The sequence below is a fragment of the Nocardioides sp. NPDC057772 genome, assembly GCF_042798075.1.
In the GTDB taxonomy this organism is placed as follows: domain Bacteria; phylum Actinomycetota; class Actinomycetes; order Propionibacteriales; family Nocardioidaceae; genus Nocardioides.
On sequence record NZ_JBHVKN010000037.1, the window covers coordinates 1 to 12,462 of the forward strand.

A 12,462-nucleotide genomic window follows, 5' to 3' on the forward strand; every position below is an offset into this window, starting at 1 on the left:
AACTCGGTCAGCATCCACCTCCTTCGTGGAGCTCCGCGAGGGCAGCGACCGTTCACCGAGTTACCTCGGTGAACACTCAGCGCTCGACCGGCAACCAGAGCTCGCAGGACGCGTACGTCTCGGTGAGCTCCAGATAGCGCAGCACGGACGGCCCGGGGCGGAGCTGCCACGGGTTCGACGGGAACCAGTCGGTGGCGGTCGCCGCCCAGAGCCGCTGCAGCGTCTCCGGGTGTGGTCCGCTCGAGGCGAAGACCGCCCACGCGCCGGCCGGCACGGTGAGGACGTCCAGCCCCTCCGGCACCGACGCCGACGGCGTGACCGCGACCCCGTGCAGGTAGGTGATCATGGATCCCTCGGGCGCATCGGGCGACGGGGAGTCGGTGACCGCGAGGATGCCGCGCGGGTCGGTGTCGTTGAGCTCCTTGAGCCGCACGTGCTCCGCAGGCTCGAGCGAGGCGATGTGGGCCTGGATGTGCGGATTCACGCCCTCGTAGATCAGCGGAACCTTGGCGGCGTGGCCGACGAGGCGCAGCTCGGGCATGTCGTGGATGGTGACGTCCATCGGGGTGCTCCCTTCGACGCTCAGGCGGAACCTGAGCGTGGGTTGTGTGCGTAGCGGACCACCGAACCGGCGTACGTCGGCCGGAGCCGAGCCGTGCACCGCACGGAACGCGCGCCCGAACGCCTCGGTCGAGCCGTAGCCGTAGCGCACCGCGACCTCGAGAAGGTCGGGAGCACCGGCCACCAGGTCGGCCGCGGCCAGGGTCATCCGGCGGCGGCGTACGTACTCGGACAGCGGCATCCCGGCCAGGGCCGAGAACATCCGGCGCAGGTGGTATTCGGTGGTGCCGTGGTCGCGAGCGACCCGAGCCACGTCCACCTCGCCGGTGAGCCCGTCGCCGAGTCCTGCCTCGACCTGGTCGACCAGGGTGTTGAGCGTGCCGATCATGTGGTCCTCCTTTCGCCGTCAAGCCTCGCTCGGGAGCACCCCTCCGGACCCGACCTTTCTGGTCGGATTCAGTCTGGCCCGGTCCGGTCGGGCGGACTCAGCTGGTCCGGGAACGCAGCCGGAACGCCGGCAGGCGGGAGTAGCCCTTCACGCTGGTACGCCGCATCTTCTCGACCTGGAAGCCGTCGACGTCCTCGAGCGCGGCCGCCGCGTTCTCGTCGATCACGACCGACGAGGGCCGGGCGAGGGTCGTGAGGCGCGCGGCGATGTTGACGGTGGGGCCGAAGACGTCGCCCAGGCGGAGCACCACGTCGCCGTAGGAGATCCCTGCTCTGACGTGCGGAAAAGCGCTCTCCTTGTCGTCGCCGAGCGCAGCCAGCTCCAGCGCCGTCCGGGCGGCGGGCTCGACGTCCTCGAAGGTGAAGAACACCCCGTCGCCGAGATACTTGATCACCCGACCGCCGTGCTCGACGACGACGTCGGAGCAGGTGTCCTCGAACTCCTCGACCCAATCGACGAGCTCCTTGTCGCTGAGCCGTTTGGAGCGGGCGGTGTAGCCGACGATGTCGAGGAACCCGACCGCCAGCGGCACCGCGGAGGCGTCCGCGACGGTGAGCATCCGCCGGGCGGCGCTGACCAGGTGACGGCGCCAGACGTAGTCCTGCAGCGACTCGACGAGCGGCAGCACCTGTGCGCTCAGCGCGACCAGGTCCTCGACCTCGTCGCCGCCGCGCTCGCGGGCGACCTCGGCCAGCAGCGACGTCTGCCACTCGGCCAGGCGCGCGTAGGACCGCCCCCAGGTGCGTACGAGCGCCGCTTGCCGGTCCTCGCTGAGCACCCCGAGACGGATGAGCTCCTGCGTCATCCGCAGCGCCTCGACATCGGCCTCGGTGAAGGCGATCTCGTCGTCGCCGGCGTGCGGGAAGCCGAGGTGGTGCCAGAGGTCCTCGGCGACCTCCATGGGCACGCCCGCCGAGCCCGCGACGTCGGCGCGGGTCAGCGTGGGCGTCTGGCCGAGGACGAACGACTCGACCACGGCAAGTGCTTCCGCGAGCTCGATGTCGGCCTCGCGGTTGCGGCCGGGGTCGGGAATCTCCTCGACCTCCTCTGAGGTCTGGTCGTCGAGCGTCAGGAGCCGAACCTGTCCTTGGCGACCTTGTCCAGCGCCTTCGCGAACGACGGCATCTCCACGGAGAGCTGCTGCAGCTTGTCGGCGCTGAGGTGGATCAGGTCGAGCGGGGTGAGGGCGACGATGGAGGCCGTACGCAGCGAACCGCGCATGATCGCCGCCTCACCGATGATGTCACCGGGACCGCACTGGGCGATCTCCTCCTTGTCCCGGCGGACCGAGACGGTGCCGTCGAGGATGATGTAGGCCTTGTCCGGCGGGGTGTCCTCCCAGATCGGCGACCAGCCCTCCGGCAGGTGCACGCGGGTGCCGGTGGCGCTGATGTGGGCGATCTCCTTGGGTGTGAACATGGAGAAGAACGACTCGGGCACGAGTTTTTTCCTTCGGTCGACTGTGGGGGCGGTCACATGGACAACGACATTCCTACTGACGAGTTACCCCGGACGGGTCATCCCAGCGGGTCGCGGGCGATCGGGCAGCTCATGCATCGAGGACCACCTCGGCCGGAGCCCAGCTCGGACCCGGCGATCGCGATGACCTCGATGCCGGCGGCCTCGAGGGCCCCGTTGGTCTGAGTGTTGCGTTCGTAGGCCACGACCACGCCCGGCGCCAGCGCCAGGGTGTTGTTGCCATCGTCCCACTGCTCGCGCTCGGCCGCCACCGGGTCGAGACCGGTGTCGACGTGGTGGAGCTTGTCGATGCCCATCGCCTCGGCCGCGACCTCGAGGAACGGGCGCGGGGCCGCGATGTCGACCTGGTCGGTCTCACCGGCCGGCGTCACGGCGTACGCCACCAGCGAGTCGACCGCGTTCGGGTAGATCACCATCTTGTCGGTGTTCACGAGCGTGGCGATCGTGTCGAGGTGCATCGTCGCGCGCTCCTGCGCGATCGGCACCGCGAGCACGGTGTGGGCCAGCCCTTCGGCGAAGACCTGGCGGGCGAGCCGCTCGGCCCCGGCGGGCGTGGTGCGCTCGCCGACGCCGACCGCGACGACACCGGGCGCGAGGAGGAGGACGTCGCCGCCCTCGACGTGCTCGAGGTGAGAGCCGTGCAGCCGCGGGCTGGACCGGAAGCGCGGGTGGAACTGATAGATCAGCTCGGTGAGCGCGGTCTCGCGCTTGCGGGCCGGCATCGCCAGGCTCGTGACGGTCGCACGGTCACGGATCCACACCGACGAGTCGCGGGTGAAGAGCAGATTCGGGAGCGGGTCGATGAGGAAGTCGTCGTGGGCGAGCAGGCTGGTGACCAGGCCGTGGCCGCCGCGAACCTCGTCGTTGCGGATGCCCGCGGTCAGGTGGTCGGTCAGCTCGGCCGGTCCGGCATCGGCGAGGGCGCCGCTCAGGTAGTCACGCAGGGTGTCGCCCAGGGTGAGCGAGCCGAGCACGTTGTCGAGGGCCCGCTTGCGGGCCTCGGGGACCTCGAGGGTCTCGGTGAGCAGGTCGGTCAGGTAGAGCACCTCGACGTCGCGGTCCCGCAGCGCGGCCGCGAAGGCGTCGTGCTCGTCCTGTGCCCGTTTCACCCACGGGATGCCGTCGAAGAGCAGCTTGTCGTTGTTGCGCGGCGTCAGTCGGGTGAGCTCCCGACCGGGTCGGTGGAGCATGACCGTACGCAGTCGTCCGACCTCGCTGTCGGCGCCAAGTTCTACCATGCCGGGCAGCCTAGGCGACGTCCTCTCAGGCGAACACCTCGACCAAGGTCAGGATGCCCAGGACGAGGCAGACGACGGCCCCGACGTAGTGCAGGACGTGCAGCTTGATGAACCGGAGCAGCGTACGTCCCAGCAGCACCGCGAGCCCCGACACGGTGAGCAGAGCGGCCCAGGAGCCGACGAAGACCGAGACCGGCTCGTGGTAGCGGGCGACCAACGAGACGCTCAGCAGCTGGGAGAGGTCGCCCCACTCGGCCGCGAAGAGGACCATGAAGCTGGCCAGGACCTGACGGAAGCCGCGTACGTCCTTGGCCTTCTCGGCGAACTCGCTGCCGTCCTCCTCGCTCGCGGTGCCGTGGTGGCGGCGTCCCTCGACGAACAGGAGCACCGCGCCGCCGAGGAAGAGCAGAGCGGCGACGACGTGGATCAGGCTGGTCGGCAGGAGCGTCGCCACGCCGCCGACAGCCACGGCGATGAGCGTCTGGATCGCGAACGCCGCACCCACGCCGAGCCAGACGAAGATCGGCCGGTATTTCGTCGACAGCACCAGCGTCGCCAGGAACGTCTTGTCCGGCAGCTCGACGACGAAGATCGCGGCGAAGGCCAGCGCGATGACGGTGATGTCCACGGGGTCATGGTCGCACTCGGCGGTGCGGGGATGTTCGGCTAGGTATGCAGGCGAACAGTCGCTCCCCTGGTGGAACTCCACGAGGGATGCGGATGCTCGGCTACATACCTAGACGAACCGCCAGCGCCTTGGCTGCCGCCAGGACGTCGATCGCGGGGCGGTCGAGCGCGGCGGAGGCGCGGGCGACGTCGTCCCACTCGGGCTGCAGGTTGACGATCTCGCCGTCGAGGCGGGCGGCCTTGACCGCGATCGGCTGCCCGCCGACGGTCACGGTCAGCATCTCGCGGGGCAGGGCGTGCTTGACGACCTCGTGCTCGCGTACGCCGATCGTCGAGGTCTCCCGGAAGAAGACCCGCCGGACCGCCTCGGCGGCGGAGAGCGGGGCCAGCGCGTGGAGCGTATGGGCCGGCCGGCCCTTCTTCATCAGGATCGGCGTCACCCAGGCGTCGTGGGCACCGGCGGCGAGGAGGGCGTCGAGCGCTCCCGGGACCAGCCGCGGGTCGAGGTCGTCGATGTTCGCCTCGAGGACGATCTCGGTCGGCGTCGAACCGGCCGCCGCCTCCCCGACCAGCAGACGCAGCGTGTTCGACCATCCCTCCGGATCCCGACCACCCGCGCCGACGCCGATCGCCCGGGTGACCATCGTCGGCTGCTCGCCCCACGACGTGGCGAGGGTGGTGAGCAGGGCAGCACCCGTCGGCGTACACATCTCCATCTGCGGATGCCCGGGAGGTCCCGCGAAGGAAGGTACGCCGGTGAGCAGCCGCGCCACGGCCGGCGGCGGCACCGGAAGGGTGCCGTGCGCGGCCCGGATCGAGCCGGACCCGACGGCGATCGGGGAGACGACCACCTCGTCGGCGTCCAGGTGCGCGAAACCCGCACAGACCCCGACCACGTCGGCGATCGCGTCCAGCGCCCCGACCTCGTGGAAGTGGACGTCGTCCGGCGCGATCCCGTGCACGGCTCCCTCGGCGACCGCCAGCCGCTCGAAGACCCGTAGCGCCAGGTCACGAACCGCATCGTCCAGGACAGCGTCGGTGAGCAGCGCGCGGACGTCGGCCCAGGTGCGGTGGTGGACCGAGTCGGCGATCGAGACGTGGCACCGGGTGGCGGCGAGAGCGCCACGTCTGACCTGCTCAGCGGTCAGATCAACCGGCTCGGGCGCGACCGCGTCGACCGCCGAGGAGACCACCGACAGCGGCACGCCGGCCTCGACCAGCGCTCCGAGGAGCATGTCCCCGGATGCGCCGGAGGACGCGTCGACCCAGACGATGCTCATCGAGCCCGCCGGGCGATCCGGGCCGCCGCGACGCCGGCCCCGTAGCCGTTGTCGATGTTGACCACGGTCACGCCGGGAGCACACGAGTTGAGCATCGCCAGCAGCGCGGCGAGTCCCCCGAAGGAGGCGCCGTAGCCGACCGAGGTCGGCACCCCGATCATCGGCACCCCGACCAGCCCGCCGACCACCGACGGGAGCGCGCCTTCCATCCCGGCGACGACGACCAGGCAGTCGGCGTCCTCGAGGCGGTCGCGTACGGCGAACAGGCGGTGGATCCCGGCGACGCCGACGTCGGTGATCCGCTCGACACCGGCGCCATGGACCTGGCAGGCCAGCGCCGCCTCGGCGGCGACCGGTCCGTCGGAGGTGCCGGCCGCCACGACGCACACCCGGCCCTGCGGGGTCGGCAGCGGCCCGAGCGTGATCGCCCGGGCCTCGGCGTCGTGCACCGCAGTCGGCAGCTCGGCCGCGACGAGGGCAGCGGCCTCGGCGGAGACCCGGGTGGCCAGGACCGCGCGCGTGGGGTGCGCACGGTGCAGCCGATCCAGGATTCCGACGACCTGCTCGGGCGTCTTGCCCGCGGCGTACACGACCTCGGGGTCACCGGTGCGCCGCTCGCGGTCGAGGTCGACGCGGGCGAACCCGAGGTCGGCGAACTCCTTCGTCCCTTCGACGGGCTCAGGACTTCCCATCGTTCAGAACCGCGCCGGGTCGGCGGGGTAGACGCCCAGCAGCTTCACGTCGGTCGTGAAGAAGGCCAGCTCCTCCAGGGCCCGCTTCAGGCCAGGCTGGTCGGGGTGGCCGTCGACCTCGGCGAGGAACTGGGTCGCGGTGAACTTCCCGTCCACCATGTAGGACTCCAGCTTGGTCATGTTCACGCCGTTGGTCGCGAAGCCGCCGAGCGCCTTGTAGAGGGCGGCCGGGAGGTTGCGTACGTTGAAGATGAACGACGTCACCACCGGGCCCTGGTCTGCGGGTGCCTGGATGAAGTCGGGCGAGAGCACCACGAAGCGGGTGGTGTTGTGGTCGGCGTCCTCGATGTCGGTCGCGAGCACGTCCAGGCCGTAGATCGAGGCCGCCAGCGGCGGGGAGATCGCCGCCATCGTCGGGTCACCGGCCTCGACCACCTCGCGCGCCGCGCCGGCGGTGTCACCGGAGACGACCGGCGTGAACCCGTGCTCGCGGATGATGTTGCGGCACTGGCCGAGGGCGTGGACGTGGGAGTGGACCGTACGGATGTCGTCGAGGTGGGCGCCCGGAAGACCGAGCAGGTGGAACCGGATCCGGAGGTAATGCTCGGCGATGATGTGCAGGTTGGACTCGGGGAGGAAGTGGTGGATGTCGGCCACCCGCCCCGCGAGGGAGTTGTCGATCGGGATCATGGCCAGCGATGCCTCACCCGCCTCGACGGTCGCGAAGACGTCCTCGAACGAGGCGCACGGCACCGACTCCAGCTCGGGGTAGTGCCGCTGGCACACCATGTGTGAGTTGGACCCTGGTTCGCCCTGATAGGCGATGCGATGTGGCTCAGACACATCGACAGTCTAGATTCGCCCGCTGTGCTTGCTCTTGCCATTCTCAGTCTGCTGACCGCAATCGCCGCCCTGGTGTTCGCTGGGGCGGCCTGGCAGAAGACGAAGGACGTACGCCGCCCCGACCCGACCTCGGTCGAGTCGCTGCCCACCGACGTGGCAGGTCTGCGTGCCGAGGTCGCGGCGCTGCGCGCCGAGTCGGCGATGAACCTGCGCCATCTCGCGGTGGTGCGGTTCGACGCGTTCGGAGACGCGGGCGGTCACCTGAGCTGGTGTCTGGCCCTGCTCGACGACAACGGCGACGGCGTCGTGCTCACCTCGATCCACGGGCGCACCGAGGCGAGGTCGTACGCGAAGAGCATCAGTGGCTGGGAGTCGTCCCAGCTGATGTCGCCCGAGGAGACCGAGGCGGTCCAGCAGGCGAGGCCCAAGCGCTGATCGGGGAGGCCTGATCTGGCCGAAAACGACACCGGCACGCTCGGGCGTGGCGGGGGAACCGTTCCGAGCGTGCCGGTTTTAATACCCGGGCTGCGGGTGGGACGGCCCGGGAGTCGACCACTGGTCGCGGGGGATTTCCGACCAGTGTGTGGGACTTGCTACGTCGCCGGCCGGAGTCAGGCTTGAGCCCGAGCGGGGACGCCGACTCGGCTCACGCCGAGTCGCGTCTGACACCTTATGAACATTTACTGATCAACAAGACATCTGTGCCCGGCGAGTCGGGCAGGTTTAACTCGAGAATCGACGCCAAACGCCGCGAAATCGCCCCCAAATCGGGACTTTGTGCCTGGATTGCCGGGACCTTCGACACGCTGGCGTGTCGCCCGATTCGGGACCGAATCGGGACCGCGCTTCAGCGTGGCACGCGAACGAGGAGACGTCCGGGAAGGCACTGCATCCGCAGCTCGCGACCCTCGGAGATCGTGTCGCCGTCGAGCTGGCGCGGCTGGTCGTGGTTGGTCCGGATCACGACGCTGGCCCCGGTCATCCGGTTGACCAGGTTGTCGGTGCGCGGGCGCTTGCTCAGCACCCGGAACGCGAGCGGGAGCCACGACCAGAACCGCTGCGGATACAGCAGCACCACGTCGACGAGCCCGTCGTCGAGCGCGGCCGCCGGCAGCAGCGGCATGTTGGCCTGGAGGTAGCCGACGTTGCCGACCACGACCGTACGTGCCCGGTGCCGGGTGAACTCGCCGCCGTCGACGGAGATCTCCAACCGCATCGCCGGGAACATCAGGCTCTTGAAGGCGGACAGGACGTACGCCATCCAGCCGATCTTCTTCTTGATGTCCTCGTTGACGCCGCTCATGATCGCGGCGTCGAAGCCCATCCCGGCCATGACCAGGAAGTTGGTGTCCTCGAGGTTGTCGCCCGAGACCTCGACCAGGTCGATCGCCTGGTCCTGTCCGGTGAGGGCGACGTCGATCGCGGCGCGGATGTAGAGCGGGATCGACAGGTTGCGGGCGAGCAGGTTGCCGGTGCCGCCGGGGACGATCCCCACCGCGATGCCGGTGCCGGCCAGGGCGGAGCAGACCTCGCGTACGGTGCCGTCGCCGCCGCACACGAGCACCAGGTCGGCGCCTTCCTCCTGGGCCGCGAGCGCCATCCCCTTGCCGGGGTCGTCGACCGTTGTCAGGTGCCAGGTCGGCGTCTTCCAGCCGGACTCCTTGGCCATCGTGGTGACCATGGTCTTGAACTGCTCGACCGACTCGACCTTGATCGGGTTGAGGACGACCGCGATCTTCCGGTTGCCCCGCACCGAGTCCACCAGCGGCCGCCGTCCCAGAGCGTGCGAGGCAGGAAGCGGCGTGTAGAGCGCCATGCCGAGGAAAACCGCGCCGGCGGCGAACGCGATCCCGCCGAGCACGTCGGAGGGATAGTGGCGTCCGAGGAAGACCCGGTCCGCGGCGACGAGCACCACCAGCAGCGTGAGGCCGGTGTAGGCGAGGCGGCGCAGGCCGCGGCGGCGTACGAACATCGTCACGACCACCGCGATCACACCCGCCAGGACCGCGACCCCGGTCGCATGACCGGAGGGGTACGCAGGCGATTCGTGCAGCCACGACGCCACCTGCCACTCCGGCCGGTCCCGGTCGACCAGCAGCACGGTCGCCCGGCGTACGACCACGGTGATCACCACGACGCCGAAGACATAGACGGCGGCGCGCAGGTACTTGCGGAACAGTCCGGCGGCGACCAGGAAGGCGACGCCGACCGCGAGATACCACTCGGTGGCCACCTCGACGACGTGCCAGAAGTCCAGCATCCAGCGGTGTTCCGCCGTCACCGCCGCGGCGTCGCGGCCGAGCTCGTCGATCGTCGAGACCGGCGGCCACGCGTTGACCGCCGCGATCCCGATCAGGGCGCACAGGGCGAACAACGAAGCCGCCCAGAGCAGCAGGGCGCGGCGAGAAAGGTCAAGCACGGTGAGTCAGTATGCGCGAAACGGCTTCCACACAGTGAATGAACGGACTGGTCAAAAGCCGAGGCAGCGCCCGGTTGTAACCGTTATCGTCCACACTCCGCGCATGATTCGGGTCGGCGTCGGCATTCCTCGGTCCCTCGTCGTTGTGAGGTCTCTCTCATGCGCTCTCGCGTGTCCTCGTACGCCCTCCTCGGGCTCTTGTCCGTCCCCGCCGTAGCCCTCGGCGTCGGTGGCCTCCTCGCCGGCTCGGCTGCCGCGGCGGAGGGTGAGTGCGGCGGCAAGGCCGTCACCGTCGACCTCAGTGTCGAGGGTCAGGCGCCGACCGAGGGCGACGACGTGATCGCTGTGCCGGCCGGGGTCACCGTCGACGCCCTGGGTGGCAACGACTGGATCTGCGTCCAGGGGGAGGGCGCCGCGAACATCGCCGGTGGGCCGGGTGACGACACGATCTACCCCAGGTTCAGCAACCGCGTGAACGCCGGCGAGGGCGACGACACCATCGACGGCGACTTCCTGACGCTCGACGCGGGCGCCGGACACGACATCATCCTCGGCGGGATGCAGTCTCTGTTCTTGGCTGCCAAGGGAGGCGACGGCGACGACACTTTCCATGCGGGGCCGACCCCCGCTGCCTTCGACGGACAGGGCGGCGCCGACACCTTCTACGGCGGTCCTGCCGACGACAGGAGCTACGGCGGTGCCGGAGACGATCGGCTCTACGGCGCGGACGGTGACGACAGCCTCCGTGGAGATGCAGGTGCCGATCTCATCGACGGTGGCGCCGGTGCGGACTGGCTCAGGGGCAATGCGGACGCCGACACCGTGCTCGGCGGCGAGGGCGCTGACCGGATCACGGTGAACGACGCGAGCGCGTCAGGTGACGTCTTCGACGCCGGTTCCGCCGACACCGCAACAGATGAGCTCGACCTCGCTCCCGATCTCGACGCCAACACGTCGGCGACGGCCATCGAGCTCGACATGGCGTCCGGTGCCAACAGTTGGGGCATCACCATTGCCGGGTTCGAGTCGGTGGTCGGAACCAGCCACGCCGACGTGATCACTGGTACGAACGGTGACGACAGGATCGACGGTTACGAGGGCGACGACACGATCGACGCGGGGTCAGGTGACGACACGGTCCTGGGTTACCGCGGCAACGACCGCCTGGTCGGTGGCTTTGGCAACGACATCATCCGTGCGGAGAGCGGCGACGACAACATCGAGGCTGGTAGCGGTGACGACGTTGTAGAGGCCGGTGCCGACGACGACTGGGTGAGCGGCGGCGAGGGTCACGACACGCTCAACGACGGGTCGGGCGACGACGTCGTTCGAGGCGACGGAGGTGGTGACACGCTCACGCCGACGCCCTACGGAGGCGACAACTTCGACCAGCTCTACGGTGACGGCGGAAACGACACCATCACCGGTGGGGCGTTTGGGGACGACACCATCCGCGGCGGTGACGGCAACGACATCCTGCACGGCGGCACCGCAGCGTCGGTCATCCTCGGTGGCCGAGACGACGACACCATCACGATCGGCCGCGCCGAGTGGGCAGCCGAGAACGCCTTCGGTGAGGACGGCAACGACACCATCCACGTCGGGCAGTTCGGGGGCGTGGCCGAGGGTGGCAACGGCAACGACGTGATCCACGGTGGCTCGGGATCGCTCAACGCCTCGGGCGATTCCGGGGACGACAAGATCTATGGTGCCGCTGGCTCGAACCGGATCAACGGTGGTTCCGGCAACGACCTCATCGAGGGCGGGGCCGGCAAGGATGATCTGGTCGGCGGTCCCGGTCTCGACTCGATCTACGGCAAGGGAGGAGTGGATGCGATCTACGGCGACGAGGACCACTACAGCCCCACCGACGGATCTGCCGACAGGATCGATGGCGGGGACGGAAACGACACGATCAAGGCTGGAGCTGGCAACGACACCGTGAGCGCGGGAGAAGGCGCGGACTCCGTCGTCGGTGAAGCCGGTGACGATCGAGTCATCGGCGGAGGCGGCAACGACCGTCTGAAGGGCGACGCGGGCGACGACTCGATCGAGGGCGGAAGTGGCAACGACGCTTTGGAGGGTGGAAACAACACCGACTCCCTGCGCGGTGACAGCGGCGACGATCTGCTGGCGGGCAACGCCGGCGACGACTCGCTGAACGGTGGCGCCGGCATCGACACCGCGTCGTACGTCACTGCCACGAACTCCGTCACCGTGAGCATGTCCCGTGCGACCGGGGGTGCCGGAACCGACACGCTCGCGGGGATGCAGAACCTCAAGGGCGGCCCCTACGCCGACCGGCTCACCGGTGACGGTGGCGCCAACGTACTTCTGGGTGGTGGCGGCAACGACACGATCCTGCCGGGCCTGGGCAACGACCGAGCGGAGGGTGGCTCGGGCACCGACACCGTCGCGTACTCGAACGTACGCAACGGGGTGAAGGTCGCGCTCAACACGACCTCGGTGCAGTCGACGGGCGCGGGAGCGGATCGCCTGCTGACCTTCGAGCGGCTGACCGGCACGAACTACGCGGACGTTCTGCGGGGCAACAGCGGGGCCAACAAGCTCGTCGGCCTCGGTGGTTCGGACCGGATCGAGGGCGGTTCGGGCAACGACTCCCTCTACGGGCACTCCGGCAACGACCGTCTCGTCGGCGGCTACGGTCGCGACTACGGCGACGGAGGCACCGGCACGGACACGAGCTCGTCGGTCGAGCGGCGCGTGCGCATTCCGTAGCGGGCCCGAGGGCCGTGCAGCGCGCCGTTTTTGAATCTGACACCCAGGCCGCTCGATCGAGTCCCGACGCCGGTTGCTGTCGTCGGCCGCCCGACACCGATTACTGAAGTGAGATCTGGTGGTCCGGTCGACTAGC

General features: G+C 69.5%; 11 protein-coding genes. 2 read left to right on the forward strand and 9 right to left on the reverse strand.

What is annotated here, in order from left to right; genetic code table 11:
• Positions 1-76: 76 nt before the first annotated feature.
• The 8 genes from ACFVJS_RS09255 to ACFVJS_RS09290 all read right to left on the reverse strand — a co-directional run bounded on the left by ACFVJS_RS09255 (position 77) and on the right by ACFVJS_RS09290 (position 7,168).
• Positions 77-949: a GyrI-like domain-containing protein gene (locus ACFVJS_RS09255; protein ID WP_378878673.1), complete on the reverse strand. Its 873-nt coding sequence runs from the start codon at positions 947-949 to the stop codon at positions 77-79.
• A gap of 97 nt (positions 950-1,046) precedes the next feature.
• Positions 1,047-1,985: an adenylate/guanylate cyclase domain-containing protein gene (locus ACFVJS_RS09260; RefSeq protein WP_378878675.1), complete on the reverse strand. Its 939-nt coding sequence runs from the start codon at positions 1,983-1,985 to the stop codon at positions 1,047-1,049.
• Positions 1,986-2,077: 92 nt separating this feature from the next.
• Positions 2,078-2,449, reverse strand: a complete 372-nt coding sequence (locus tag ACFVJS_RS09265) for a cyclic nucleotide-binding domain-containing protein (protein WP_378878677.1) — start codon at positions 2,447-2,449, stop codon at positions 2,078-2,080.
• A 77-nt stretch (positions 2,450-2,526) separates the two neighbouring features.
• On the reverse strand, positions 2,527-3,726 hold the full coding sequence (locus ACFVJS_RS09270) for an arginine deiminase (RefSeq protein ID WP_378878679.1): 1,200 nt from the start codon (positions 3,724-3,726) through the stop codon (positions 2,527-2,529).
• 25 nt (positions 3,727-3,751) lie between these two features.
• Positions 3,752-4,354: a TMEM165/GDT1 family protein gene (locus ACFVJS_RS09275; protein WP_378878680.1), complete on the reverse strand. Its 603-nt coding sequence runs from the start codon at positions 4,352-4,354 to the stop codon at positions 3,752-3,754.
• A gap of 100 nt (positions 4,355-4,454) precedes the next feature.
• A complete protein-coding gene (gene larC, locus ACFVJS_RS09280; RefSeq protein ID WP_378878682.1) occupies positions 4,455-5,633 on the reverse strand; it encodes a nickel pincer cofactor biosynthesis protein LarC in 1,179 nt (392 codons plus the stop codon).
• Entirely contained in the window at positions 5,630-6,325 is a 696-nt protein-coding gene (gene larB / locus ACFVJS_RS09285; RefSeq protein ID WP_378878684.1) for a nickel pincer cofactor biosynthesis protein LarB, read from the reverse strand. The genes larC and larB overlap by 4 nt, the downstream gene beginning before the upstream one ends.
• A 3-nt stretch (positions 6,326-6,328) precedes the next feature.
• Positions 6,329-7,168, reverse strand: a complete 840-nt coding sequence (locus tag ACFVJS_RS09290; RefSeq protein ID WP_165110078.1) for a prephenate dehydratase — start codon at positions 7,166-7,168, stop codon at positions 6,329-6,331.
• A 24-nt stretch (positions 7,169-7,192) separates the two neighbouring features.
• Between ACFVJS_RS09290 and ACFVJS_RS09295 the strand changes: the two genes are divergently transcribed.
• Entirely contained in the window at positions 7,193-7,603 is a 411-nt protein-coding gene (locus ACFVJS_RS09295) for a DUF4446 family protein (RefSeq protein ID WP_378878687.1), read from the forward strand.
• A 412-nt stretch (positions 7,604-8,015) separates the two neighbouring features.
• On the opposite strand, the gene ACFVJS_RS09300 is transcribed toward ACFVJS_RS09295, so the two are convergent.
• On the reverse strand, positions 8,016-9,587 hold the full coding sequence (locus ACFVJS_RS09300) for a diacylglycerol kinase family protein (RefSeq protein ID WP_378878689.1): 1,572 nt from the start codon (positions 9,585-9,587) through the stop codon (positions 8,016-8,018).
• Between the two features lie 159 nt (positions 9,588-9,746).
• Here ACFVJS_RS09300 and ACFVJS_RS09305 point away from each other — a divergent pair, with 159 nt between their 5' ends.
• Complete coding sequence (locus ACFVJS_RS09305; RefSeq protein ID WP_378878691.1) at positions 9,747-12,326, forward strand: calcium-binding protein; 2,580 nt, start codon at positions 9,747-9,749, stop codon at positions 12,324-12,326.
• The last annotated feature ends 136 nt before the right edge of the window (positions 12,327-12,462 follow it).